This is a genomic window from Paenibacillus sp. FSL H8-0175 (assembly GCF_045040615.1).
GTDB lineage: Bacteria > Bacillota > Bacilli > Paenibacillales > Paenibacillaceae > Paenibacillus_AQ > Paenibacillus_AQ odorifer.
The window spans coordinates 2,707,241-2,733,678 of the sequence record NZ_CP150299.1; the positions used below are offsets into that span (position 1 = coordinate 2,707,241).

At 45.6% G+C, this 26,438-nt stretch carries 21 protein-coding genes and 1 pseudogene; all 22 read left to right on the forward strand.

Annotated features, from left to right (window positions below):
* Nucleotides 1–5: 5 nt before the first annotated feature.
* The 22 genes and pseudogenes from MHH46_RS11640 (at nucleotide 6) to MHH46_RS11745 (ending at nucleotide 26,177) form a co-directional block, all read left to right on the forward strand.
* The gene (locus tag MHH46_RS11640; protein ID WP_218641646.1) at nucleotides 6–1,154 is read left to right on the forward strand and encodes a DegT/DnrJ/EryC1/StrS aminotransferase family protein; all 1,149 of its coding nucleotides are present in this window, start codon (nucleotides 6–8) and stop codon (nucleotides 1,152–1,154) included.
* Nucleotides 1,151–2,158 carry an ATP-binding cassette domain-containing protein gene (locus MHH46_RS11645; protein ID WP_076129930.1) on the forward strand — a complete coding sequence of 336 codons (1,008 nt, stop codon included), beginning with the start codon at nucleotides 1,151–1,153 and terminating at the stop codon, nucleotides 2,156–2,158. The genes MHH46_RS11640 and MHH46_RS11645 overlap by 4 nt, the downstream gene beginning before the upstream one ends.
* On the forward strand, nucleotides 2,155–2,946 hold the full coding sequence (locus MHH46_RS11650; protein ID WP_038570104.1) for an ABC-2 family transporter protein: 792 nt from the start codon (nucleotides 2,155–2,157) through the stop codon (nucleotides 2,944–2,946). Before MHH46_RS11645 ends, MHH46_RS11650 begins: the two co-directional genes overlap by 4 nt.
* Before the next feature lie 5 nt (nucleotides 2,947–2,951).
* Nucleotides 2,952–3,746 (forward strand): ABC transporter permease, encoded by a 795-nt coding sequence (locus tag MHH46_RS11655; protein WP_036685913.1) that lies wholly within the window; start codon nucleotides 2,952–2,954, stop codon nucleotides 3,744–3,746.
* Between the two features lie 12 nt (nucleotides 3,747–3,758).
* The gene (locus MHH46_RS11660; RefSeq protein WP_076189794.1) at nucleotides 3,759–5,240 is read left to right on the forward strand and encodes a class I adenylate-forming enzyme family protein; all 1,482 of its coding nucleotides are present in this window, start codon (nucleotides 3,759–3,761) and stop codon (nucleotides 5,238–5,240) included.
* Complete coding sequence (locus tag MHH46_RS11665) at nucleotides 5,237–6,163, forward strand: NAD(P)-dependent oxidoreductase (RefSeq protein WP_076189795.1); 927 nt, start codon at nucleotides 5,237–5,239, stop codon at nucleotides 6,161–6,163. Before MHH46_RS11660 ends, MHH46_RS11665 begins: the two co-directional genes overlap by 4 nt.
* Complete coding sequence (locus MHH46_RS11670) at nucleotides 6,160–7,356, forward strand: glycosyltransferase (RefSeq protein ID WP_076129933.1); 1,197 nt, start codon at nucleotides 6,160–6,162, stop codon at nucleotides 7,354–7,356. Before MHH46_RS11665 ends, MHH46_RS11670 begins: the two co-directional genes overlap by 4 nt.
* Before the next feature lie 3 nt (nucleotides 7,357–7,359).
* On the forward strand, nucleotides 7,360–8,529 hold the full coding sequence (locus tag MHH46_RS11675; protein ID WP_076129934.1) for a peptidase U32 family protein: 1,170 nt from the start codon (nucleotides 7,360–7,362) through the stop codon (nucleotides 8,527–8,529).
* A 14-nt stretch (nucleotides 8,530–8,543) separates the two neighbouring features.
* Complete coding sequence (locus MHH46_RS11680; protein ID WP_036685924.1) at nucleotides 8,544–8,810, forward strand: acyl carrier protein; 267 nt, start codon at nucleotides 8,544–8,546, stop codon at nucleotides 8,808–8,810.
* Between the two features lie 2 nt (nucleotides 8,811–8,812).
* On the forward strand, nucleotides 8,813–10,006 hold the full coding sequence (locus MHH46_RS11685) for a glycosyltransferase (protein ID WP_076189796.1): 1,194 nt from the start codon (nucleotides 8,813–8,815) through the stop codon (nucleotides 10,004–10,006).
* A 10-nt stretch (nucleotides 10,007–10,016) separates the two neighbouring features.
* On the forward strand, nucleotides 10,017–11,750 hold the full coding sequence (locus MHH46_RS11690; protein ID WP_139329832.1) for a hypothetical protein: 1,734 nt from the start codon (nucleotides 10,017–10,019) through the stop codon (nucleotides 11,748–11,750).
* Nucleotides 11,743–14,328 (forward strand): excinuclease ABC subunit UvrA, encoded by a 2,586-nt coding sequence (gene uvrA / locus MHH46_RS11695; protein WP_076189797.1) that lies wholly within the window; start codon nucleotides 11,743–11,745, stop codon nucleotides 14,326–14,328. Before MHH46_RS11690 ends, uvrA begins: the two co-directional genes overlap by 8 nt.
* Complete coding sequence (locus tag MHH46_RS11700; protein WP_076129938.1) at nucleotides 14,322–15,974, forward strand: carbamoyltransferase C-terminal domain-containing protein; 1,653 nt, start codon at nucleotides 14,322–14,324, stop codon at nucleotides 15,972–15,974. Before uvrA ends, MHH46_RS11700 begins: the two co-directional genes overlap by 7 nt.
* A gap of 27 nt (nucleotides 15,975–16,001) precedes the next feature.
* Nucleotides 16,002–16,289 (forward strand): hypothetical protein, encoded by a 288-nt coding sequence (locus tag MHH46_RS11705; RefSeq protein ID WP_076129939.1) that lies wholly within the window; start codon nucleotides 16,002–16,004, stop codon nucleotides 16,287–16,289.
* 38 nt (nucleotides 16,290–16,327) lie between these two features.
* Nucleotides 16,328–19,669 (forward strand): non-ribosomal peptide synthetase, encoded by a 3,342-nt coding sequence (locus MHH46_RS11710; protein ID WP_076189798.1) that lies wholly within the window; start codon nucleotides 16,328–16,330, stop codon nucleotides 19,667–19,669.
* A gap of 21 nt (nucleotides 19,670–19,690) precedes the next feature.
* Complete coding sequence (locus MHH46_RS11715) at nucleotides 19,691–19,948, forward strand: acyl carrier protein (RefSeq protein WP_076129941.1); 258 nt, start codon at nucleotides 19,691–19,693, stop codon at nucleotides 19,946–19,948.
* Nucleotides 19,941–20,948, forward strand: coding sequence for a hypothetical protein (locus tag MHH46_RS11720; RefSeq protein ID WP_076189799.1), 1,008 nt, complete (start codon nucleotides 19,941–19,943; stop codon nucleotides 20,946–20,948). Before MHH46_RS11715 ends, MHH46_RS11720 begins: the two co-directional genes overlap by 8 nt.
* Nucleotides 20,945–22,117, forward strand: a complete 1,173-nt coding sequence (locus tag MHH46_RS11725) for an FAD-binding oxidoreductase (protein ID WP_076129943.1) — start codon at nucleotides 20,945–20,947, stop codon at nucleotides 22,115–22,117. Before MHH46_RS11720 ends, MHH46_RS11725 begins: the two co-directional genes overlap by 4 nt.
* 21 nt (nucleotides 22,118–22,138) lie before the next feature.
* A complete protein-coding gene (locus MHH46_RS11730; protein ID WP_036685943.1) occupies nucleotides 22,139–22,882 on the forward strand; it encodes a hypothetical protein in 744 nt (247 codons plus the stop codon).
* An 18-nt stretch (nucleotides 22,883–22,900) separates the two neighbouring features.
* Entirely contained in the window at nucleotides 22,901–24,325 is a 1,425-nt protein-coding gene (locus MHH46_RS11735; protein ID WP_076189800.1) for a radical SAM protein, read from the forward strand.
* A 56-nt stretch (nucleotides 24,326–24,381) separates the two neighbouring features.
* Nucleotides 24,382–24,972: pseudogene (locus MHH46_RS11740) on the forward strand (4'-phosphopantetheinyl transferase family protein); the annotation flags it as partial.
* A gap of 377 nt (nucleotides 24,973–25,349) precedes the next feature.
* Nucleotides 25,350–26,177, forward strand: coding sequence for a HEAT repeat domain-containing protein (locus MHH46_RS11745; RefSeq protein WP_076183259.1), 828 nt, complete (start codon nucleotides 25,350–25,352; stop codon nucleotides 26,175–26,177).
* The last annotated feature ends 261 nt before the right edge of the window (nucleotides 26,178–26,438 follow it).

The window sequence follows — 26,438 nt, forward strand, 5'->3', positions numbered from 1 at the left end:
TCGTCATGCAGTTGACACAAGGTGTTATGGATGTACCCGCACTCGATATTGCATTTTCTGAGCAGGAGCGGCGTATCATTATGGAGCGAATTGATGATTGTCTGTCGAGAGGAGCGTTGAGTCAGGGTAGGTATGTACAGGAGCTGGAGGAACGTTTTGCCCGGTATGTAGGAGTTACTCATGCCATTGCGGTTAATTCGGGTACAAGTGCGATTGAAGCGGTAATGAGAGTGCTCGAAGTAAAGGGGCAGGAAGTGCTGGTTCCGGCAAATACGTTTATTGCCACGGCTTCCAGTGTCCTGTTTGCCGGAGGGCATGTTCGCCTTGTTGATATTGATCCCCGTACATTCTCGGTGTCGCTGGCTGAAATAAAGAAGCAGGCCACAAGTCGTACCCGAGGGGTTATTATCGTACATATTGGCGGAATTGTTACACCGGAGATTGAAGAAATCAGGCAATGGTGCGATGAGCAGGGGCTCTGGTTATTTGAAGATGCCGCTCATGCACATGGCAGCAGGATGGCTGGAAAAGGTGCGGGAGCTTTCGGAATTGCCGGAAGTTATTCCTTTTTTGCCACGAAAATCATTACCTCGGGGGAAGGAGGGATCATTGTCACAAACGATCATTCAATGGCTGAGAAGCTGCGAATGTTCCGCAATCATGGCAAGCCCCAGCCCTGGGAGACTTACCACACCTCGCTTGGCAACAATTATCGAATGAGTGATATCACAGCTACGATAGCGCTTACCCAGTTTGAGCGACTCGACGCGATCATTGAACAACGGGAAGCGATCGCCAACCGTTATACTTCCTTCTTTACGAAAAATCTTCCTGATTTCGAGATTGTGATGCCGCAGGACAGATGCAGTTGGTATAAGTACATTGTTATAGTGCCTTTGGACGTTGATAGTTCCGATTTGAAGGACAGACTCAAGGAGAAAGGCGTTTCGCTCCAAGGGGAGGTATATGCAACGCCGCTTCATAGGCAGCCGATCGCTGCTTCCCTACAGTTCAGTGGGGAATATCCGCTAGCGGATGATTATTGTCGGCGTCATATCTGCTTGCCGATTTATCCCAATTTGACTGATGAGCAGATCGATTATGTTTTGGCTGTATTCTTAAGTGTGGTCGCAGAGTTAAGGGGGCAGCAATGAAAGAGGGCATTATTATTGATAATCTGAGAAAGGTCTATCGCGTCCCTGTAAGAGAACATGGGTTAAAGCATGCGTTTAAAAGTCTGATCAAAATGGAATACAACGAAGTTGAGGCGGTAAAAGGTATCGACCTCAGGGTTGAGCCGGGAGAAATTGTCGGGTTCATCGGACCTAACGGCGCGGGAAAGACAACCACGCTGAAGATGCTCTCCGGTATCCTGTATCCGACATCAGGCGACATTTCCGTCTATGGCTTCAAACCGTGGGAACGCCAACATAAGTTTCTGCGCAACATCAGTATGGTAATGGGGAACAAATCGACGTTAACCTGGGATATTACGGTCGAGGACTCTTTCTTTGTGATGAAGGAAATATACGGGGTCTCTGATGCTGATTTTAAACAAAGACTCAATGAGCTAAAAGAACTGCTGGATATAGGGCATCTGCTTAAGAATCAGGCGCGGAATCTCTCTTTGGGAGAACGCTCCAAGTGTGAATTAACAGCAGCGTTGTTACACCAGCCACGTGTATTGTTTTTGGATGAGCCTACTTTGGGGCTAGATGTCAGCATGCAGCTGCGGCTTCGCAGTTTTATCAAGGAGTATAACCAAAAACATGAGACAACCATCCTGCTTACCAGTCACTATATGGAGGATATTTCTTCCCTTTGTAAACGGGTTGTACTGATCAATCAAGGCAAGCTGTTATACGACGGATCTCTGGAGCAGCTGAGCGGTAAAATAGCTCCCTACCGCATTCTCAAAGTCAGTTTTATGGATGAAGACGTAACGGGCACAATTGAAGAGCTAAAGGAGAAGTTTACTGACAGCTTGCAGGTCATGGAGCTTGCGGAAAGCTACGTATTGTTTAAGATTCAGAAGGAAGCTGTACCTGAGATTGTTTCAGAAATCTTTAATAGCTATTGCATTGGAAATGTAACAATCAATGATGCTCCAATCGATTCTGTAATTGATGAAGTGTATCGAGAGGGGAGGCTCCTTTGAATTTTCGCGGAGGCTTTGCGCTGATACGTAGGACTATGTTCGGGTTTATGGCTGAGAAAGGGTTTTTCTGGACATTGACGCTTGGTTGGATGATGGGACCTATCATCTATATGTTTGTTTGGACCGTTGCTGCGGGGGATGGGAGCATAACCGGGTTCACTCAGCAGGATTTTGTGAGGTATTATATTCTGTTAATTCTTGTGAACCAGCTGACCTACCCTACCTCACACTGGACGGTCGGCGATCAAATCTATGGCGGCAAGATGTCGATTGTATTGTTGAGGCCGATATCGCCTTTTTACGATGTGGTTGCGTCAGATTTGGCTGTCAAAATCGTCTGTATGCCTTTTGTTATATTTGTTGCCGGCGTGGCTGCCATTTTTTTGAACTTCAGACTGGCTATATCCGGTCTGGACTTGCTGGTGGCCGTTTATCTTCTTCTCATGGCTCAAATAATCAGATTTATGCTGGCCTATACACTTTCCCTGTTTGCATTTTTCACCAATAAAATCAAGTCCTTGCTTTCTATTAACGACACCCTGGTATTTTTGCTGGCCGGACAGGTAGCGCCTTCGTCGTTGCTTCCGGGATTTATGCAGGATATCTCGGATTATTTGCCTTTTCAATATATGATCAGCTTTCCGATAGAGTTTTCCCTTGGAAAGTTGGATCATTCACAGCTTGTTTTTGGCATAATTGTTCAATTCATTTGGGCGGTCGTTATCATATTATGTAACCGTTTAGTGTGGAAAAAAGGGATTCGTGCATACATGGCCGTGGGAGGGTAGGGAACATGCTGAGATATATGCGTTTGCTGAGATTGTTTTTCTCTACAGCGCTTCTAAAGGAAGCGTCATTCCGCGGTGACTTTCTAATCAAAATTTTGTATACCGCAATTAATTTAACCGGGACGATTGGCGGGATCGCGATCCTCTTTTCCAACACAAATTCGCTTAACAGTTGGACTTTTGCGGATACGCTGGCATTATCGGGCGTTTACTATTTTATTTTGGCAATGAAAAATCTATTTGTTGGTCCAAGCCTTGGCTCATTAGCCGGGATGGAAGGGGAGCTATGGACTGGAGGATTTGATTTAACACTGCTTAAACCGATTGAGACCCAATTTTATGTGAGCACGAGATACTGGTCTCCGCTTAATCTGTTTGATGTTATGGTGGGAGTAGCGGTGATGGTGCTTGGCGTTTCTCAAATGCAAGAAGCGATAGGAATATCCACTTGTCTGATGTTTGTATGGGCCATTTGCAATGCTTTACTGCTGTTGTACTCAATACTGCTATTATTAAGCTCTTTGGCGTTTTGGTATGCCGGAAGTCCGATGTTGAGTATATTCGACAGTATCATGCAGATGGGTAGATTTCCGGTCAATGTATATCAGAAACCAATCCAATTGGCGCTTACCTGGATCGTTCCTGTCGCCTTTATCGTTTCCATTCCTGCAGAAGCATTAGTGGGCAGGGTAAGCCTGTCCTATTTATTCGGAGGCAGCTTGCTAGCTGCGGTTTTGCTAATGTTAGCCAGTGCGTTTTTTAAACGAGCAGTGAAAAAATATGCAAGTGCTTCAAGCTGAGGAGGATTCTAAGTGGACACTTCTTCCATATTTGATTTGATTTATTTCAATTGCTTGAATAATCGAGGACTTACGGCCATTGATTATGAAGGATCAACGATCTCTTATGAAGAGCTACGGCAGGAACTGGAGCACAGTAGTGAGAAGCTGGATCTCGCGGGGATCCGGCCCGGGCACAGAGTTGCCTTAGCCGTTGCAGACAAATCTGCTTTTATCATGCTGTGGCTTGCATGCTGGCATACGGGAGCCGTTCCGATCCCATTTGAACCTGTGAAGAACTTACCGGAACTGGAGAGAATGCACTCGTCAAGCCATTGTCAGTATTTAATTTGCGATCCAATTGATTCGGAGGGCAGCAGTCAGCTTGAGCTCGTACTCAGAGTACCGATGTTTATTTTTAGGACTGCAACGCTTTTTTTACAGGCAGATAAGCAGTCTGATGAAGATATTGCTTTGAATTTTTATACCTCAGGAACGACTGGACCGCCTAAATGTGTACAGTTCAGCCATCGGGCCATCTACAATAATGTAATGGCTATCTGTAGAGGGCTTGAGATTACTGCAAACGACAAGCTGTTCACACCGATTTCGCCGTGGCTGCCCGCGACGCTAACCACTGTAGTCCTACCGGTCCTCTGTGCCGGTGCTACATTAATCATGTCGAAGGGAACAATGCCTGCTAGAATTTGCGAGCAGATCAATCGCAAAGAGGTAACGATACTTTTTGCGGTTCCCTATATGTATGCCTTGCTTAATGAGTCAGTCGTGTCATCCTCAAGTGTAGCTTGGGATAAAGTGAGACTGTGCATCAGCTGTTCTGCCCATCTGGACGCAGCGACTTTTAATGACTTTTATAAGCTATCGGGCAAGTCTATCCGTTCATTGTTCTGTTCATCCGAAGGTGGGGCAATTGCCTATAATCCTTCAAATGAGCAAGAACTGATCAGAGATTCGGTGGGACAGCCACATCTGGGAGTTTCTATTCGGCTGCTTGACCCGGAGGGGCACGAAGTTGCTCATGGAGAGGAGGGAGAGATATGGGTCAGCGGCGCTCATATATCGTGCGGGTATTACGGGCAGCCAGAGTTGCAGGCAGAGGTCTTTAAACAGGGTTGGGTACGTACGGGTGATCTGGGAAGGTTGGATGAGGCTGGGTATCTGTATTTGTCGGGGCGGCTTTCTGATAACATCAATGTCGGCGGACATTTGGTAAATCCGGCAGAGATTGAACAAGTCCTGCTGCTCCATAACGGCATTAAAGAAGCACTTGTATATGGTGTTTCCGATAAATACTATGGCAGCAAGCTGATTGCGGAGATTGTGCCGCTGGATGCCCAGGTATCAGCCGATGATATTATCAGATTCTGTTCAGCGAGACTTGCGGCATATAAGGTGCCTAGAGTAATCAAGTGGACAGATAACATTCCCAAGGGTCGCTATGGGAAGAAGCTGAGAAATCAGAATCAAGCAGCCAGTCACATCCTGACGCCATGAGATTTCTGGTGACAGGTTGCAGCGGTTTTATCGGGAGCAGGTTAACAAGCAGTTTACTGGAACAGGGACATGCTGTCAGAGGGCTTGTATTGCCGAAGGAAAAAGGCGTTGGCGAAACACTTGCAGAATTGGGTATGGAACTGTGGGTAGGCGACGTTCTGAACCCTGAAACGATGGATGGCATAGGGGAGGATATTGATGTCGTCTATCATCTTGCCGGCAAACATTCTGGTTCTGTGTCCCGGATGAGGCAGCTTTATGTAGAGGGGACGCGGAATCTGCTGGACCAACTTTTGCGCAGCGGAACGTATGGCAAGTTCATTGTGGCAAGCAATGGGGCTGTATATGGAAGCGACAACGTTTGTGTGGCCGATGAATCTGTACTGTGCCATCCCGTTCATCCATTTGGAAGAATTACACTCGAAATGGAGCAGCTGGTCCAGCAATACTGCACCCATGCGAAATTTTCTTATATCATTCTCAGGATCGCTGAAGTGTACGGCCCGCTTGAGCATAATTATATCCGGCAATTAATGCGCTGCACTCAGATGCTGGGGAACGGACGCAGTTACTCATCTAAAGTGCATATTGACGATGTTATTTCAATGATGCAGTTGGCCTGGAGCAATCTTATTGTTCAAGAGATTTATAACGTGAGTGATGATCTTCCTCTAACACAGGAGGAATTGATAAAAGAGGTTCGGAAATATGCTCAACTGTCTGAAATACAATGGATTTCTCCTGAGGCTGTCACTGAGCGTATCAGACTAAGTATACATGGTTTACGCGCCCTTTCCGTACGTATGGGAAACGAAAAGATAAAAAAGAATGCCGATGTACGGCTGGCATACCCTACTTACGCCCATGCGATTCCTTATTTAATCGAAGAAATGTCCAATAGAAGCGAGGTGAATAGTTTGTGAGTCCGCCAAGAATTATGCTTCTTCCAAGCCCCCCTAGCTCCGGTTCTGTAGGATCAGTAAGCAAAACGCTGGGCATTGCCAAGGTTCTGCAAAGCCAAGGTTGCACGGTCAGCTTTGTGATTGGCGGCAAGCTTGCTGAATTTGTCCGAGCCAACGGCTTTCAGGTTTATGACTATCCGATTCCGCTTCCTTCAGCGAATTCCGGAGATGTTCGCAGTGCTGCCGATTATGTGGAGTGGACAGGGATGGCAGAATCGGGCTTTATCCGTCAAGCGGTTGAGGCTGAACTGAAGGCGATACAGGCTTTTAAACCCAACGCTATATTTGCCGAGTCTCGTCCGAGTGCTTCCATTTCAGCTGCCGTGGCCCAGATTCCCGCTTTGATGATTGCGAGCTGGCCAAGCCATCCAGCCTTCCCGGCCAACCTACAGTATCCGGGATCTGCCAAAGCTATCGCCGCTTTTAACGAGGTGTTGGCGGATTATTCACTGGATTCTGTTTCCAATCTGGCTGAATTATTATTTTCAAGAGCAACGATTAAAATGGCACCGACACTACCGGAACTGGAGCCGGAGCTGGCTGCGTTGAAGGAGTGCGATTTCGCCGGTTACATTCTGGATTTGGAGGCAAGACAATCTTCAAATCTGCAGTGGCATCCGGACTGGCAGGACAAGCCGCTAATTTTTATTTATTTAAGCGTTAGTGCCATTCCCCCTTTAATTTATATTGAGCTTGTCAAAGAGATCTTTGACAAGCAACCCTACCGTGTTGCCTGTTTATGCGGATTTCATTATGAGCTTAAGGCGCTTCCTGACCATACCGACAATATTCAATTCCATTGGTTTATCCCGGCTGCTGAAATTATGCCGGAAGCAGCTCTGGTAATCTTTCATGGCGGACAAGATACTATGCTTACGACAATGCTGCATGGACTTCCGAGCATAACCATTCCCGGTCAACATTTTGAACGGGACTATAATTGTACGCAGCTCCAAAATCTTGGGCTCACTTATAAACTACCCGTTCAAGCATTCAGACCAAGCCGTATCCGTAAGATTGTTGAGACAGCGTTGAACGATAATTTGGCTGAGCTTCGCGGGCATTATAGGTCCAAGCTGAGGACTTTAAGCGGAACTGAGAATTGCTGTGCTGCATTGATCGCACTGGCACAAAAAAATAGCTGGCAGGTGTAATTTATGAAGATATCTGTTCCATATAACGGCGATATCCAGCTTATTGACGAGCTGGGCGGATACGAATATATCAGCTGCTTCTTCGGTGGTTCTTCTAAGGAGGGCTGTGGAAGCGGAAGATCGGCTGCGGCAATGCCGATAAGTACGCGGAGCGATATTGAACAAGCGGTTAAGCGGGCCCATATGTACAACAAAGAGTTTAACTATTTGATGAACAGTTCCTGTCTCGGCAACAGGGAATATGAGGATGAAGGCTACCGACAAATTGTAGATCAAATGGATTGGGCTGCTGAAATAGGTGTAGACTGGATCACCTTAGCCAATCAGCTGCTTGTGGATATTTGCAGGAGAAGACATCCTGAGATCAAAGTGAGCTTGTCCTCCTTTGCGGTGGTCGAAAGTGTGGAACGGGCAAAATACTTTGATTCAATGGGCGTCAAAGAGATCACAGTGAGAGAAAATATAGCCAGAGATTTCAGGCTGCTTGAACGTATACAGAACAGCGTTGAATGTGAAATCCAGGTCATTGTCAATCAGACCTGTCTCTATGAATGTCCAATGCAGGTCTATCATGACAATGTAATGAGCCATGGCTCATCCAACCGTGGAACGGATAACCAAAGCTTTATGGATTATTGCTCCGTCAAATGCACTTACGAGAAATTTAATGATCCAGGGAATATCATGAAGGCGCGCTGGATCAGGCCTGAGGATTTGGCGGAATATGAGAAGATAGGCATACACCGTTTTAAGCTGACAGACCGGTCAAAATCTACTGCCTGGCTGTTGCAGGCGGCGAAAGCCTATCATGATAGGCAGTATCCGGGGAACTTGGCTGATATTTTGAACATCGTTCACACCAACCATCGCAGAGCCGCCGGTGCGGTTACACGAGAAAAGGCGGTTTTTTCCCGGCAAACGCAGCAGAGCCGCCAGAGCATCCGTGCCCTGACCTTATTGGATGTTTATCTTGACAATTCTAAGCTGCAAGGTTTTATTGATTTTTTCAAAGAAGTCGATTGCCGGTCGCTGGATTGTGCGGTATGCGGGTATTGCGATCAATTTGCCGTTGAAGCCCTTTCGTTTCCTGATCCTTCTGCCCGGACCAAGAGCTTGAACATGCTGCAGCAGCTGGTACAAGATACGGCAGAGCGGCAACCAAAGGTTTTCTGAGAGGAGATAAAAGCATGCAGAACAAGGAGATTCTGGGTAAGCTGGCCGCTATTTTTTCAGAGGTCTTGAGCAAGGAGGTTACAATGGAGGAACTGGATGCGCAAGCGGATTTACTTGAAGCGTTCCATATGGATTCACTGATTGCTTTGCAGATTATCGTTAAGATTGAACAGCAGCTTGGAATCGTCATTGAAGATGATGACCTGGCACTGGAACTATTAAATGATACCGGAAAATTGACGGCATATATTGAGGGACAGTCGGAAAGGGTGAGCAGCTGACGATGAATCTTTTGTTTCTTTCTGAAGGTGCTTATTTTGCCTATTATCAAGGGGCCGTCAAGGCTAACCGTGCAGTATTCGAATCCCTGGCTGCCAGGGGACATCAATGTAGAGTAGTCCATCTGGTAGACCAGGAAGATTCTCTGTTACAGGTGGAGGAACAGCTGCAGGAGCATGGGGTAAACGATATTATTCGTTCCGCGCATAGTCTTCAGGGTACAGTAAATGGTGTAGAATGCCATTTCACCACGAGTGTTATGCTGTTATACAGAACAGCAGGGGATTTGATGAAAAAAGGCAAGCCGGACGTGGTTCTTGTGAATATGGCTTACCACACCATGGTTGCTGCGGGAATAAAGCTCGTGGCTGGAAGCGCATCAAAATTGGTTGTGATTTGTCATGATGTGATCACTCTCCCTTTTGGGCCGCATAGCTGGATCGAAAATCCGCTGCTCCGACAGGAGCTTGCCCAGGTCTCCGGCTTTATTGGTGACAGTGATTTCGTAGCTCATAATATCACCGAATGGGGTAGTTATACCAATGCTGTTTCGCTACGTTTCCCAATTTATGGGGATGGTATTTTTCCAACCTTTCATAATTTCAACAGAGGATACATCGCGATATGCAACCCTACAGAGATAAAGGGTTTATCCATTTTTCTGAAGCTGGCTCAAGCTTTTCCGGACTATCCTTTTGCTGCGATAATTACATGGGGCGATTTGAAGCAGGAGGAACAATCCGCTTTACGTGCTCTGCCTAATGTGACACTGCTTGAACCGGAACGCGAGATGAATTTGATTTTTGAACAGGTACGAGTGTGGCTTCATCCTTCCATCTGCGCTGAAGCTTTTGGGCAGACAGTAATTGAAGCGATGCTAAGAGGTATTCCTGTTATTGCAAGCGACCAAGGCGGCCTCATGCAATCGAAATGCAAGGTTGACTATAATCTTCCGGTGACGCCGATTACGGAAACTTACAAGGATGAAGCAACAGGATATACAATGCCGGTTATTCCCGAACAGGATACTGCCATATGGGTGGAGACTTTGCAACGGCTGCTGACGGACAGGACACTCTACGAATCCATTTCTGCAGCCTCTAAAGCTGCCGCGCAGGAATTTATAACGGAGGCCCAGCCTGAAAAATTCGAACTGTATCTGGAGAATATGCTGCAATCCGAAATGTCAGCAAGGTGAGGTGAAGAGTGTGGAAAAGACATTGGATACATCCGCCATTTCCGTTACATTGCTCGACTGTCTTCATCGCGCTTTAACAACAGGAGATATTGAACTTTGGCTGGAGACCCAGTATTTCGAAGATGAAATGGAAGCTGAATCACAGCGGGCATGGTTCCATGGGTATTTACAAAAAACAGTTCCGACTTGCATAGAATTTAACGTACGAAATGTCAGAATAAGTCTTGCTGAAATTGTTGCTGCCTGTACTTTGACCTTTACTTATGAAGAGTTTGACCAGCTAAAGGATGAGCATATTTATACTATGCGCTATGTTGAAGACAAAAAAGAATGGAAGGTTGTAACGATCGAGAAAAGCTGGCTACCGTTTGGTTCGGCCGAAGCCGATCTAATTTATTACGATACTTATTCCATGACTGATCTCTTCTGGTGGACCAATGAAGCGGAATTGGAGATTGTTAGAAACAGCAACGATCCTCTGCCGGCGAATTTATACGCTCGGGCAATTCCACGAAATATACGTTCCCGGGAAGTGCACTCTGAATTGGAATGTGCGGCCATTCTATCCAATATGCTGTCTTTGCGCGTAGCTGATCTGGCAGCATTGCTGTTTCAGCCAACCGCTCTAGGGACGCTGGAGTCCTTATATCATTTTGCAAGTGAAAATATCAATTTCCAGATTGAGCGGCCTGATCGTAACAGCAGCTGGTCAAGCAAATTTACTGCTCCAACGTTTAGTTATGATGAATTGTTGACCTTGGCTGAAGATCACTTTCCACTAACCGCTAATTGTACGCCGCTTATGTCATTTTATTTTGCGGTGCTCCGATTATGCGGCTTGGCGGCTTCGGATATCGTCCAGCTCCGTTTAGTTAATTACGATTGTTTGCTCGTCTCCATCACTGGAGAGGCATATCTGTTTTTCACAGATCGGATTGTTAAATTAAATGCAGGTACTTACTATTATCAGACCGAAATCAGCAAGCTGTTCAATGAGAGGGAGTATTGGTCTGCTGCCGGAAGTTCGAATTTATCAGACCGGATGGTGGAGCAGTTAAATAACTGGTTCAAGGATGGTATTGTATTTAAATTCTCGCGTCCGCTAACAACGGGAATTAGATATATGGATGAATGCCCAATGCCCAGTTTAAAAGAATGCGCCGACCCGCTGCAACTTCATCGGTTGCTGCGTCAAACGATGCTGAGATATAGCTGCAATCTGCCGGATTCTGTATATACGTACGCCAAATATGCTTATCAGACACTATTAGTAACAAAACCGCAGGCTTATGTTCTCGCATCTATGAATAGTCCGCTTATTCGTCAGTTCCTGAGCGACTATAATACGAGACAGCATTTTTTTGAATATGTGGATTTATTGAAGAAGAAATCCATATTTCGGGAACATGACCGACTGATGACTGCGGACCAAGTAATACGTCACGGTACCGCCGATCCTGCTTCCCTTACAGTGTTGGTGTATGTCTGGTTAAATCAAAGCCACCAGTCTCAAGGCGGGGTTTGTATAACTGATGAAGATAGCTATTGTTTTTTTGAAGGAGAAATATGGAGCGGCAAAAAACGAAAACCAGCATCAAAGATGCAAGGAAATCTGTTAGTAGCTTTTAACCATGAATCATGCTTCAGTGAGCTGATGAACATTTCTGAAGCGAAGACCGAATGGATAACATTCATACGGCAGCATATGACGATGTCTCATGAAGGAGCCGATCACATTGAATGACTGGATTAAAATTCAAGGTGCGAGAGAAAACAATCTGAAAAATATATCTCTGTCTATCCCCCGAAACAAACTAGTGGTGTTAACTGGATTGTCTGGTTCCGGCAAATCAACGCTTGCCATGAATACCTTGCAGCAGGAATGTCAGAGGCAATACATGGATTCGCTCGGTATGATAAGTGATTTTATCCACAAACCTAAGGTTGATTCTATTGAAGGGTTGTCGCCTTCCATCTGTATTGACCAGCGCCACACTAACCGAAATCCCCGGTCAACCGTTGGAACTACAACGGAATTGTACACCTTGCTTCGTATATTGTTTACCAAAAGCGGAGAAAGACCTTGCCCTAATTGCGGAAGCCAAGTCAAGGGTCCAAGTAGTGCTGACATCTGGCAGGAAAACTATGAGTCGATCGAAACAGAGATTAAAGATCTTCCTATGTCCTATTCCGATGAGGGCAAAGCCGTGTGCCCAGAGTGCAGCCATGAGCTTAGAGCATTGACCATGTCCCATTTCTCTTTCAATAAACCTGAAGGCGCATGTCCGGTTTGTATGGGCTTGGGGGTTGAACGAAAACCGAATTTACAAGAAATTTTCAATGACAGCCTCAGCTTGAAGCAGTGTGCACTTAAGGGGAGCAATCCTCATGGAGCACAGTTAATGGCCGATAATTTGGTTGCAGCCGGTAACTATTACGGATTTGTGTTTGATTCTGATAAACCCTTGAGAGATTTGGGCACGGTCGAACGGGATCTGCTGTATTTCGGTGTATACAGCCAGCGATTTATCAGGCATTTTCCTGAGAAGACCCCTCCAACTTATGCTGCAGAGGGAAGGTTCGAGGGAATTCTGACCAACCTGGAACGCAGATACAAGGAACGCGGACACGAATCGGACTATCGAGAGAAGATTGAAAAATTCTTTCATCTGCAAGAGTGTGCGGATTGTCACGGTACGAAGCTGAACACAGACAGTCGAGCGGTTACGCTAGCCGGGAAAAGTATCACCGAAGCATCTGCAATGCCGCTCTTCCATTTGCTTGGCTGGTTGCGTAAAGTGTCCGCTCAACAGCTAGAGGGAAGTCAGGATCCGCTTATGAACATCGTTTCCGAAATGGAAAAAAAGCTGGCTCGCTTGATTGAAGTGGGTGTCGGCTACTTAAGCTTGGACCGATCCACCGTTTCTTTATCTCTGGGAGAAATGCAGAGGCTTAAGCTCGTCTCATTAATCGGAGCTAGCTTAACAGGAGTTTTGTATATTCTCGATGAACCGACAATTGGCCTTCACCCGATAGATACCGAAGGCCTGCTCCGGGTGCTCCGGCAGTTGCGTGATCTTGGAAATACGGTTCTAGTTATCGAGCATGACCCGGATGTTATGCGTGCGGCCGATTACATTATTGACATCGGACCGGGTGCGGGCAAGCAAGGGGGAGAAGTGGTTGCGGCTGGCTCCGTGCAGCAGCTGATTCAGTGCAGCAGATCATGGACCGGGCAGTATTTCGCTGGTGAAGATACAGTGGTTCTTCCTGAACAGCGCCGCAGAGGAAACGGGAAATGCATTGAGATTACAAACGCCAATCGCCATAACCTTAAGGAGGTAAGTGTGAATATCCCGTTGGGCAAGCTCGTTGTGCTGACCGGGGTATCAGGGTCGGGGAAATCGACTCTTATGTTCGACGTCCTGGCTCGATCCGCACAGCTTCATTTTACCCAAAGCACCGAGACTGATGCCTATGCAGATGTTAAGGGCTGGGAGAATGTGCATAAGGTCATTAGCTTTGATCAATCCCCTATCGGTCAGACTGCAAGATCAAACGCGGCAACTTACACAGATGTGTACACGGCGATAAGGAATATTTTTGCTGCGCTGCCTGAAGCGAAAATGCGTAATCTCCAGGCCAAACACTTTTCTTGCAACGTACCCGGCGGCCGATGCGAACGCTGTCAGGGAGCCGGGCTTGTGCAAGTGAATTTGCAATTCCTACCGTCGGTTGAGACCCCATGTCCTGTATGCCGGACCAAACGATTTAAGCCGGAGATTCTGGATGTAAAGTATAAAAACCATAGCATTTCAGATGTATTGGCTTGCTCTGTAAAAGAAGGGATGAAACTGTTCGCGGATGAACCATCCGTATATAACAAGCTGGATGTGATGTGCCGTATTGGGCTGGATTATTTAATTCTGGGCCAGCCGGCAACCACTTTGTCCGGCGGGGAGGCACAACGGGTAAAGTTGGCCAGAGAGCTCTCCAAAAGCAGTAGACACCACACCTTGTACTTGCTTGATGAACCAACAACAGGCCTGCATCCGCATGATGTGATTAAGCTGATTGATATGCTTGGGCAGTTGGTCGACTCGGGTAATTCTGTCGTTGTGATAGAACATAATACCGATGTCTTAGTCATGGCGGACTGGATTATTGACATGGGGCCGGAGGGAGGCCTGGAGGGGGGACAAGTCTTGGGTGAAAGCACACCAGAGAACATCGCGGAAATCAAGAATTCCAAAACAGGTCGAATTGTAAATCAGCTTCTCAATCAATATCAACAAAACTTAGAGGGGGAGTATACGTGTTAATTCTTGGTTTAAGCGGTGGGCTAGGACATGATTCAGCGGCATGTTTGGTTCATGATGGCGTTTTGGTGGCCTATGCTGAGGAGGAGCGTTTTTGCCGAAAAAAACATGCTTACGGAGAGCCCCCGGTTTTGTCGCTCCTCAATTGTCTGTCACAAGCGGGCGTTGCTTTTGAAGATATCGATCTGATTGCTTTATCATGGGACCCGCAAAAAGCGGAAGAATTGGGGATATTGGAGAAATTCAAGAAGCACCCGGTATTATCAGGCAAAAAAATGCCCACTATCATTTCGGTCAGCCACCATTTATGCCATGCGGCAAGTGCCTACTATTTATCCGGGTTCGATGATGCGGTGATTTTGGTCATGGACGGACAAGGAGACGATATTTCAACCACAGTAGCCTATGGGAAGAATGAGCATATTGAGGTTAAGCAAGAATACGGAATTTCACAATCGCTTGGATTTTTTTATTCCATAGTCAGTGATTATTTACAGCTTGGAGCATCGGGAGAAGGAAAGCTGATGGGATTAGCCTCTTATGGAGAGTCAGTCTATGACTTTTCTGTACGGTTGACGGAAGACGGGTACGAGATTCCTATCGGAGAACCTGATAGTTCGCTTGGTTTGGAGGATAAGTATAACAAGCTGACCCGAATATGGATGAAGGAAATGTACCGTAAATTCGGTGATCCTCCAAAACGTATCTATAGCAATAATACACTGTATGGCGGGCTCAATTATACGGTCGAATACAGCAAGAAGCACAAAGATATTGCCGCATCGGCGCAGCAGGCGCTGGAAGACACTATTGTGCATCTTTGCCAGCAGACCATCCGGCAAGGCAACAGTAAAAATTTGGTGATAGGCGGAGGTGTTGCTCTCAATTGTACGACGAATGGAAGGCTGGAACGCCTCGGAATGTTCGATGAAATCTTCGTATTACCGGCAACCAATGATGCTGGGGGCTGTATCGGAGCTGCCATGATTGCCTCTAAAGAACGTTCCGTTCTCCCTGTAAAGGGCAGACTGAAGACTCCTTACTGGGGAATTTCCTATGATGACAACCATATATCGGAGGTGTTAAAAAAGCTTGGTTTGAAGTATAACTATTCATCCGATATTTGCCGGCAGACGGCAGAACTGATTGATAGAGGTAAAGTCATTGGCTGGTTCCAAGGCGCAGCCGAGATGGGGCCAAGGGCATTGGGCAATCGTTCCATAACAGCCAGTCCTGCAAGTTATGATTCATATGTAAAAGTCAATCAAAAAATCAAATTCAGAGAATCCTGGAGACCTCTGGCGCCAAGTATTATGGATGAACATTCGGATTGGTTGGTGGAGGAGGCGCAGTATTCGCCGTATATGCTGAAAGCCTACACAGTCAAAGAAGAGAGAAGGCAAGCTGTTCCTGCCATCGTGCATGTAGATGGATCCACTAGACCGCAAACGGTCCGAAGCGAGGTGAATCCGGTCTGGCATCAGCTTATTGCCGAGCATTATAAGTTGTCTGGAATTCCGCTGATAATGAACACATCGCTTAACACACGAGGAGAACCGGTGTGTGAGACTCCATACGACGCCATCAAAACCTTCTATACCTCCGCTATGGATGCGCTGGCGGTCGGCAATTTCTTAATCGAAAAATAATACGGGAAACGAGGGGATTTGACCGTTATGAACAGAGATGAGGAATATATCCAAGCGACAGTGATGGAACTAATCCGCAAAAATGGAGCCTTACCCACAGTAGAACAGAAAGAGACGCTACAGGCTGCTGATTTGAACAGAACTTTAAGCGAATGGGGAGTTAATTCGTTTCGGGCTTTATATCTTCTGTACGATTTGGAGGAGGTCTTCCGGGTTCAGATTCCAGACAACTGTCTCACTCCGGAGACCTTTGAGTCTCCCCTGACGATTATTAACTGTCTTAAAGTGTTGCTCAATGATAAGGCAATTTCCTGATGCATGATTTTTAATTCCAAGAATCGGGAGGATGAAGTATGACTCGAGGTTTATCAAATTGGGAAGCGCTGCTGCAGGCCGAGCGAATGCATAGAAGTCTCCCTCCTATCCGTGCTGATTCCGATTTAACTGATATTCCGCTGAGCGGTGCTCAGCGCAGATTATGGTTTTTGCATCAATTGAACCCTACCAGCTCCGCTTACAATATGACGATACAATACCGCTTGAAGGGTTGTCTGAATTATAAACACTTGACTGAATGTCTGGGTATCTTGAAGGAAAGGCATCGAATTTTAGACACTGTATTTTACGAAAAAGACGGGGAACCTTACCAAAAGACGGTTCCACAGCCCGCAACGGTCAGGATTGAGCGTCTGGATTGTCTTGAGTCAGAGATGGAGAAACAGGCGCTGGATTGGTTGGTAATGGAGATTAATAAACCGTTCGAATTAAATGGAGGCTCTTTATTTGAGGCGGTACTGGTGCAGATGAGCCCAACCGAGCATTTACTGATATTTCGTTTCCATCACAGCATTTCAGATGCGTTGTCTCTGGATATTTTTACAAATGAATTCAGGGAGATCTACAACGCTTTGGAAGAAGGCAGGGTGGCACGCTTGCCTGAATTGCCGGTACAGTATTCTGCTTATGCGGTCTGGGAACAAAAATATATTGCAAATGCCGGCAATTCAACACTAATGGATTATTGGAGCAACAAGTTAGCTTCGGCAGATACGCGGCTTGATTTAAATCTTGCGGCAATGCCTGAAGCTGCTGGACCAACCGATTCGGAGTGCAATTATGGGGGAGAGTTGCCGCAGGATGCCTATAATGAAATGCTGGATTTTATAAAACGTCACCCCGAATTCACGGTCTATAACGTTATGCTGGCAGCCTACCGGGTCCTGATGTTTAGATACACCGGTCAGTCTAACCTGATTATCGGCTCAACCATGGCTAACCGTAACCGCATTGAAGTAAGGAATCTTATCGGTTTTTTTGCCAATACGTTGCCACTCACCACCAATGTGCAGACTGAAGACAGCTTCTTTGAAGTTTTGAATAAAGAGAAAGAAACAATTAATGAGGGCATTGCCTATCAACAAGTCTCTTTCGACAAGCTGGTCAGTATTATGCATCCAGATCGCAGGCCAGGGGAAAATCCGCTGTTTCAAACGATGTTTACTTATGTGCAGAGCGGCAAAACGGATTTGGAGTTATCCAACCTAACTGTTGAAGCGTTAAAGGCAGATAAAAGCTCTTCGGCCTTTGACCTGACGATTGGGCTTAATGATACCGGAAGCGGAGTGCAATTATTTTACGAATACAACAATGATAAATGGTACGCGGCCTCATTGAGGCAATTCCATTACCACTACATTAACATTCTCCAGCAGCTGCTGCAGCGACCGGAGGCTACGGTTAGCAGCCACATGTTTTTGACCGCGGAAGAAATCAATAAAGTGATCTACGAATGGAATGATACTTGTACCGATTTCGGCTGTCTGGACAGCCGAAGGTTCATAAGCCAGATCAAAAAACAAGCTGAGAAGCATAGTCATCTGCGGGCTGTATTTTTGAGCGAAGAAGACAACATGAGTTATGAGGAGCTTGATCTGGCCTCAGATATGCTTGCTTCGAGGCTGATGCAATTGGGGATCGGGCGTGGCAGCCTTGTTGGATTGGGCTTGGAGAGATCTGTTGAGCTAGTCACCTCAATTCTGGCGGTAATTAAATGCGGCGGGGCATTTATGCCGCTTGATCCACAGCTGCCCTCCAAACGTCTGGCCCATATGATTTGTGAGTCGTCGTGTGCACTGATCATCACCCAGGAACAATATGCGGCTCTGTTTAAACCGATGCATAAGGTGGTCCTCGTCGGGATTAGCTCTTATTCAGCTGACTTAAGGTGTGAAATTGTGCACAATGAGCCGGCCGAGCCCAGCGATTTAGCCTATGTTATCTATACTTCCGGTTCAACCGGAACCCCGAAGGGCGCGATGAACAGCTATGAGGGATTATACAACCGGCTTCTTTGGATGCAGCGGCAGTTTGGTTTGGATGAGACCGATAAAGTGCTGCAGAAGACACCGCTCACTTTTGATGTGGCAGTATGGGAGCTGCTGTGGCCATTACTGCATGGAGCGGAATTGGTATTAGCCCGACCGGATAAACCGCATGATCCCGAATATATTGGGAATGTGATTGTCGAAAGGCATATTACGACCATTCATTTTGTTCCGGCCATACTGCAGCAGTTTATGGACTCCGTTCCAATAGAAAACTGCATTTCACTTAAAAATGTCATTTGCAGTGGAGAAGAGCTGAGTACCACATTACGTGATTCTTTTTTCTCTAAATCCGCTGCGCGTTTGTTCAACTTGTACGGGCCCGCTGAGGCAGCCATTGATGTAACCTGCTGGGACTGTGCGGAAGGCCGAGGCCATTCAAGTGTTCCGATCGGCAAACCGATTTCCAATCTCCGAATTTACATTCTGGATAAGTATCTTCTGCCGGTTCCCGTTGGGGTTTACGGAGAAATATGTATTGGCGGAATAGGAGTGGGCCTAGGATACATCGGAAATGAAGAGCTGACTAACCGCAGTTTTGTACCCAATCCTTACTCCAGACATCCTGCTGCTGAACGTCTGTACCGCACAGGAGACATGGGCAAATTCCTCGAAGACGGCACGATTATTTATGGGGGAAGAACAGATCAACAAATCAAGCTCAACGGTGCGCGGATAGAACTGGGTGAAATCGAGGCCGTATTTCGCCGTTACAACCGGATCAAAGAGATTCTTGTCCATCCGCTGAAGCAGAATAACGGGGGGCAGCTTATGATTGCCTATTATGTGAGCGATGAAGAGATTGCTGCTGCGGAGCTGCGAAACTATGCGAGAGCGTATTTGCCGGCCTATATGATTCCTGGCATCTTTATGAAACTTGAGAGATTTCCGTTAAATCGAAATGGCAAGGTTGATCGCCAGGCGCTTCCGCTGCCTGATGTGAGATTTAAAGAAGTGAGCAGCGCTCTACTTCCTAAAAATGAGTTTCAGGCAGAGATAGAATCTATCTGGCAAGAGTTGTTGAGTTTGGAGGGCCGTGCGATCGGCGTTTCCGAGAATTTTTTTGATCTGGGCGGCCATTCGTTATTAGCTCTAAAGCTAGTTAGTATTGTCAACAAAAGATTCAATACAAACATAACCATTATGGAGTTGTACCTAGGCGAATTTACGATTGCAAGAATGGCGGACATGCTGTCTGAACCGTCCTCAGCTGCAGCCCAAGGACAGCTGACGAAATCAGTGTTATCTCAATTAGGAATGTCATTGGAAGAAATTTTGCAAGTAGGCGAAGGAACATTAGGCCAGAGATAAATGATGGACAGGGAGGATATGATGGACCAAATACAACAGCGGGTGGAGGTATTGCTGCGCCTATTTGTAAAGTGTGATATTTCCTTGGAGCCCGAAAGTGCGTTCACAGATCTGGAAATGGATTCGCTTACTTACATCAAATTTATTGTTGAAGTTGAGCGGGCGTTGCAATTGGACTTTGATCCTTACCTTTTGGTAGCAGGACATTTTCCTACGGTTGGAGATTTAACGGCATATCTCTGGAGTAAAAATGGTGAAGGATGTGCCACAGATGCCTAACCTGCCGATCAAGTACCCTATGGTGAACAGCAGCATGAACAGTTCTCATCTGCTCAGTGTAGTGGAAGTCTGCTCTAGTAAGATGGATTGGCTGCATAACCATTATATTCATTTATATCTTGGAGCGAATATGGATGTGATGGATCTTGAATTTCTGTCACCCGAGCAATCTTTGGGGCATTTCCCCTATCTGAATTTTAAAGAGATCAGGCTTGGTCCTGAACGTGTTGCTGTAAAACAGATCTTGGATTGTCTTGCCGAGAAGGAGTATGTCGAAGTAAGCTTGGATGAATTTTATATAGAAGGTAAGCACTATTTTAATAAGGTTCATTTCGAAAGGAATTTTATGATTTACGGCTATGATGATCTTAGTCATACATTTAGTATTGCTGGCTCGGATTACGATAAAATCTTCGAGTTTCATGAACTTCCCGCCGATCAGATCATATCATCGCTGCGCGCTCATGCATTCGAGCGGCATTCGATTCGCTCTGTCCGGCTAAATGAAGCTGATAAGATGCATTTTGAGCCAACTACACTGATCGCAAGCCTAGGGGATTATTACTATTCACGCCAGCCGAAAACCATGGTAACCTGCCCGGAAACAGATGGAGGTTCGTATTGGGGGATGAAGGTGTATGGGGCGCTGCTAGACTATTTAGATAGGTTGGCGCGTAACGAAATTTTCTATTGTGTTCGTCCGTTTCATTTACTCTGGGAGCACAAAAAATGCATGGTTAACAGGCTTGGATATTTGTCTCAATGTGGATATAACCTTTCTGATTTCATTATGAAAGGCTATGAGGATATATACGAAACCACTCTTATTCTCAGAAACATTTTGGTGAAATATCATCTTGAGCCTGACCTTAACCTGTTGCGGATCGCTGCACGCACAGTGGAGAGTATCGATGAGCAAGAGCGCGCGCTTCTGTCAGCGCTTTTGAAAGAGTTTAGTACTGTAATCAGCAAAATAGAAGAAAAGGAGAATTCTCGGTGATACCCGATAAATGTGAAGTTGTTATTATTGGATCTGGAGCAGTCGGGGCATGTACAGCCTACTATTTAGCCAAAAAAGGGATAACCGATGTGGTAGTACTTGAGAAAAGCGGAAGTTTAGGCGGAGCAACCACATCTATCTGCGCAGGCGGGATGCGAAGTCAGTTTACAACGGAGATAAATATTGAATTGTCCAAGTTAAGTTTTCGATTGCTGGAGCAGCTTGATTCGTATAACCTTGTTCAGGATGAAATGGACCAGTGCGGATATATGTTTATTTTCACGGCACAAGATAATCTTTCCGAGTTTTATGATGCGATGCTTTTGCAGCAAAGGTTGGGTGTGCAAACGGAATGGATGGAGCCTAAGCAGATTCAAAAGAAGCTGCCGATGCTGGTTCTCGAGGATGTAGCCGGTGCAACTTACAATAAGCAGGATGGATTGATCGACCCCAATAAGATTACAAACGCGTATATTCGGCTCTCCAGAGAGCTGGGTGTCAAATATTATCCTGGAGTCGCTGTAACGGACTTTATTACTGACGGTTCCGCGATACAGCAAGTGGTAACGTCAGAAGGAGCGATAACTTCGCGAGTTGTTGTAAATGCTACAGGCCCCTGGTCCAAATTTGTGGCTGCTAAAGCCGGAATTGAGTTGCCGGTAATCCCCTGCCATCAGCAGTTGTTGGTTACAGATGTGCTCCCATGGCTGCCCGCCGATTTTCCCGTTATTGTGTTCCCCGGGGAAGGTCTAGGCTTACATAAGGAGACAGGCGGTCTGTTAACGGGCTTGAATAAGCCCTTTGTTGCAGGGGTATGCGAAGATCCGGATTACAACTACTCAGACCCGGAATGGGAATATAAACATCTGGAAGCTGCTCTTCGTCGACTGCCTCGTCTCCAGGAAGCAACCATCAAATCCTGCTGGGGAGGGTATTATGATGACACGCTGGACTCCCATCCGGTGCTGGGCGCTGATAACAAAATCCAGGGGTTTTACCATGCGTCAGGATTCAGCGGACATGGTTTTATGCACAGCCCGGCCGCCGGACTCCTAATCAGTGAAGAAATAGCCGGGAATTCCGCACAAACATTAGACATATCATCATTGCGGTCCAATCGCTGGCTAACTGCAGCAGGCAGAAAAATTAATGAATACTACAAGATTTAGAAGTATAGGAGGTTTATTGAAATGGAGAACTCTAAGAACCAAATGTTAAAGCTTATAGATAATATGCTAAACGCAAATGTGCTTCAGCGGACGGATCTCAAACGGTTTACCGCAAACCTTGAGCATTCACCGGATGATCCCGAAATGCTGCGTCTGGAGCTTGAATCCTGGTATCGTGGGATGGGGGTAGATCAGATCATTGGCAGAAAATTCGAACTATCGCCTTGTCCTTTTACAAGCGAAGAGATTCGTTCATCGAGAGAAAATGGAGAAATTATTTTGTGCTTTCCCAAGGGAATTACACGGGAACAGATTGGTGAGCTTACAAGAATTTCAAGCTGGGCCTTAAAAGATCCACTTGTGACAGCCGCAACGGAGCAGGAAGATTGCTGGATTCGCACATCGGCTGCGCTGTCGCCTTCATTAATGAAACACACAGGGCTAGAGGTTGCACACTTGGTGGAAGACAGCGGGGATCTTAACTTTAGTTTGGAAAGGTATCTTCTTTTCGTGGCTAGAGTGAGATTTTTGACAGGTAATACCCCGGATTCGGAATACTGGATTTGGCTTCCAAGAGGGAGATACGACCGTTCGGGAATGTTAATTGCCGGTTTTGACCGAAATGGCTGCTTTAATGTGCATGGCTGGATGCCCCAATTCTCTGCCAGTTTTTTGGGTGCCAGATTTGGAACACTTCCCGGTTCCGCTGCCAAAGTCGGTTCTTCCATCGTCTCAGATTCAGACCTCAGTTTCACTAAAATTTAACAATGGAGGCCGAAATCAATGGCAGATCGTCAGAGTAAAAGAGTAGCCTGTGTTATTCCCCCGTTTTACCGGCTTATTGAGTCGAAAAACAATAGGATCAGTCCTGCTATGCATTACATAGCGGAGATATTGCATCGTAGGGGTCATGCAGTCACGTTAATTAATGGCGATAATGCTCCAGATGATCATGATTATACAGAGCGGTACAGTATGACTATGAACAGCTGGCTTATGCAGGAACGCTGTACTCGGGGGCATGAAAGCTTTGATATGGTCATAAATGAGCTAGAATGCTTTCAGCCTGATTATGTGTTTATTGGTGTTGGCGATGTTCTGATGCCTACTGTCGAGCTTGGAAGTACTCAGTCCTGTGCATACCTTGCAAAAGAGATAAAGAAGAGATGGGGAGATAAGGTTACCTGTATTGGTTATGGACATTTGCTTAAACATGCCAAGCTGAAGGATACGGCTGATTTGGATACGATCATTGTTGGAGAAGGCGAGGATCTTGCGGTTTCTGTAGTAGAGGAGAATGCAAGGGGAACGCTGCCTGTTAAATGGGCCCAGCAATTAAACGATCTGCCGATATTGACAGATTCATATTTAGCGCAGAAAAATAAGCCGGAAGACTGGGACTACATTATGTCTATGCGCGGGTGCCCCAAACGCTGTACATTCTGTTATCAGCCCTCGCTGCGCGGCTGCAATGTCTCCTTTATGTCTCCCGAACGTTTTGTTAGCGAAATCCGCTACCGCATTGAACATATGCATGTATTTGGATTTTATTTCTCAGATATGATCTTTCTGCCGGGCTTAGGCAAACGCACTTCAGAAATGCTTAGATTGCTGATTGAACTAAAAGAGGAGTACTCTGAGTTTCACTGGTGGGCAGAGGCGCGCGTGGACATCTGTGTGAGACAGAATATCCTTGATAAGATGAAGCAGTCGGGGTGCGTGCATTTGAAATTTGGTGTAGAAATGGCCAATCAAAGTATGCTGCAAGTGGTGAATAAAGGAATTAGATTGACGGAAGTCGAGGAAGCTTTCCGCATGGCAGCGGAGGCGGGAATCAAACGGACAGCCTATATTTTGCTGGGATGCCCTGGATTCAATGACCAAGATTATATAGAGATGTTACCTTTTTTTAAAGCCTTAAAGGCTGATAATTATGTGATAAATATTAATGTTCCTTATGTTGGCACACAGCTATATGAACAGGTGAAGGAACAGCTTTTTGATTTTGGAATTTATAAAGATGGTGAAGAAAGTTACATGCATACTTCCTTGGTGATGCAAAAATTCTGGGGAATTTCTGATGAAACACGGGATAGTTTTTTTGCACTTCAAGGTGAGAAAGATGATGCAAAAGTAAGGAATTATAAGCGGAAAATTGTAGAGAAGGATGCTTTTATAGAGAATGACGTGTTGTCCTTTCATGAATAGGATCCGCAAGTACTTATGAGCTGAAGGAGTAGCGATGAGCGATGGAGATTTTCGGGGTGAAGGTGGCTGAGCTAATATCTGAACCTGCGTTAGAAACATTAATGTGGCGCATCCCCCAACAAAAGAGAGAGCGGCTTAAACGCTTTAAAAGAGTGGAAGCGTTACAGCATTCTCTTATTGCTGAATTGCTGGTTCGTGTAAGCTTAAATAAACGGTTAAAAGTGAACAACCGCGATCTCGAGTTTGTTACAAATGTCTACGGAAAACCCTCCCTAAAAAAAAGGGGGGGTCCTGTAGAGTTTAATATTTCGCATTCAGGAGAATGGGTGGTTTGCGCATTGGATGAATTGCCAATCGGTATTGACATTGAGCAGATTCAGCAAGCCGATCTTAATATTGCTAAGCGTTTTTTTTCGCAAGATGAATATGTCCAATTGACGGAATGTGAAGAGATGGGCCGGATGAGTCTGTTCTTTGACCTTTGGACACTTAAAGAAAGCTATATCAAAGCGATAGGGAAGGGATTATCTCTTCCATTGAACTCGTTTTCGTTTCGTTTAAACAACGGAATTCAATTGGAGAACGATGACACAATCGGATTGTATCACTTTAAGCAGTATCATATTGATGAGAAATATAAATTAGCCGTATGTGCGCAAAACCCTTTATTTCCCGGGGAGGTTTCAGTGGTAAACCAATGCCAATTTCACCAGGATTGCATGCAACTATTGGATGCTTTTTAACGATCTAAGCCTAGGTGATATTGAACTTGTTACAGAGAAGCGGCTTATCTACAGATAAGTTGCTTTTTGTCTTGCACGTTTTCGCTTTATCTAGATTTGAAGTTTTCTGCCAAGGTGTTAATATTCCCTCATCGGTTATATGCATAAGTCATTGATGTGATGTAAAATGTCCATGAGTGATTAATGCTGGAGATTTGATCAAATATTGATGGAACAGGAAACTCGCATATGCGATGCAAGGAATCGTTCGAATCTGAAGATAACTATCGGAGGGACCAGAGATGGCTGAGCAAAAGATGATTGAAGTGCCGTTTCAGCAATGGGTAAACGATAAGGAGCTGTGGGTACAGCTTAATGATTTGATGATGCAGGAGAGTAAACTCCCAGGACCACGAGTGAATTTGGAGCTCTCAGACCATTTTGCCAAACAATTCGCTCATCCTAATCTAACAGATACAGGCTGGGAGCTGCTCGTCTCTTGGACTGACATTACTGAAGCTGAAGCTGGCGTGAATGATCCCCGTGAGTTTCTGCCGTTTTGTGCAGTTAGGGCGTTGGGTGCTTATTACAGTTACGCTGGAGAAGAGCAGCAAGTATTGATTCAAAACATCATCAAGGCAGCTATGAATGATTCGCGATGGAGGGTGCGTGAAGCGTCTGCTATGGCGCTGCAAAGTATAGGGGAGGATGATTTCACCCTGCTCAGGCAGCTGATTGACATGTGGGAGAAAGGTGCGAACAGGCTTGAACAACGGGCTTTTGTAGCGGCATTAGCGCATCCTCCTCTTTTAAAAAAGAAAGAAAATACGCTGTATTGTCTTCAGTTGGCTGCCGGAATCATGGAGAGTATAGATGGTGGGGGAGCGCAACATGAGGACGCTGAGCATTTTCGTGTATTATCTAAGGGACTTGAATACAGCTTGAGTGTATTTGTGGCGAATGAGCCTGAAGAAGGCTTTGTTATGCTGGAGAGATTTGCAAAGAGCCGAGATGCCCGAATCCTTAAAATTGTGAAGAGTAATCTTGGCAAATCGCGTCTGAGTAAAAAATATGCTGCCCAGGTGGCTGAGATCCTAAAGGAATTCGATAAGATAGGAAAAGACACTTAGGATACGAGTGCCATTTGGCAATTGTATTTAATCATTTTTTTTGTTTTTACTTATATTAGAATTAACAATTAAAGAAACAAAGAGAATTAATATAATCAAAGAAAACCACTCTATGGATTGTTCGAATATTAAACTGTAGGTTATATTAATAAATTCAAAGACAGCTATTATTATTAAAAATATGTCCCAACGATCTTTTTTCATTAAAATGCACCATCCAAATCTATATGGAGGATATTGATAGATTATAAGTTGTTCATA

Bases quoted from the DNA above. Each gene is read 5' to 3' on its own strand.
- MHH46_RS11745 (WP_076183259.1), top strand. From the start codon at position 25,350: ATGGCTGAGCAAAAGATGATTGAAGTGCCGTTTCAGCAATGGGTAAAC.
- MHH46_RS11645 (WP_076129930.1), top strand. From the start codon at position 1,151: ATGAAAGAGGGCATTATTATTGATAATCTGAGAAAGGTCTATCGCGTC.
- MHH46_RS11735 (WP_076189800.1), top strand. From the start codon at position 22,901: ATGGCAGATCGTCAGAGTAAAAGAGTAGCCTGTGTTATTCCCCCGTTT.
- MHH46_RS11640 (WP_218641646.1), top strand. From the start codon at position 6: ATGCAGTTGACACAAGGTGTTATGGATGTACCCGCACTCGATATTGCA.
- MHH46_RS11680 (WP_036685924.1), top strand. From the start codon at position 8,544: ATGCAGAACAAGGAGATTCTGGGTAAGCTGGCCGCTATTTTTTCAGAG.
- MHH46_RS11665 (WP_076189795.1), top strand. From the start codon at position 5,237: ATGAGATTTCTGGTGACAGGTTGCAGCGGTTTTATCGGGAGCAGGTTA.
- MHH46_RS11675 (WP_076129934.1), top strand. From the start codon at position 7,360: ATGAAGATATCTGTTCCATATAACGGCGATATCCAGCTTATTGACGAG.
- MHH46_RS11710 (WP_076189798.1), top strand. From the start codon at position 16,328: ATGACTCGAGGTTTATCAAATTGGGAAGCGCTGCTGCAGGCCGAGCGA.
- MHH46_RS11655 (WP_036685913.1), top strand. From the start codon at position 2,952: ATGCTGAGATATATGCGTTTGCTGAGATTGTTTTTCTCTACAGCGCTT.
- MHH46_RS11685 (WP_076189796.1), top strand. From the start codon at position 8,813: ATGAATCTTTTGTTTCTTTCTGAAGGTGCTTATTTTGCCTATTATCAA.
- MHH46_RS11730 (WP_036685943.1), top strand. From the start codon at position 22,139: ATGGAGAACTCTAAGAACCAAATGTTAAAGCTTATAGATAATATGCTA.
- MHH46_RS11720 (WP_076189799.1), top strand. From the start codon at position 19,941: ATGCCTAACCTGCCGATCAAGTACCCTATGGTGAACAGCAGCATGAAC.
- MHH46_RS11705 (WP_076129939.1), top strand. From the start codon at position 16,002: ATGAACAGAGATGAGGAATATATCCAAGCGACAGTGATGGAACTAATC.
- MHH46_RS11715 (WP_076129941.1), top strand. From the start codon at position 19,691: ATGGACCAAATACAACAGCGGGTGGAGGTATTGCTGCGCCTATTTGTA.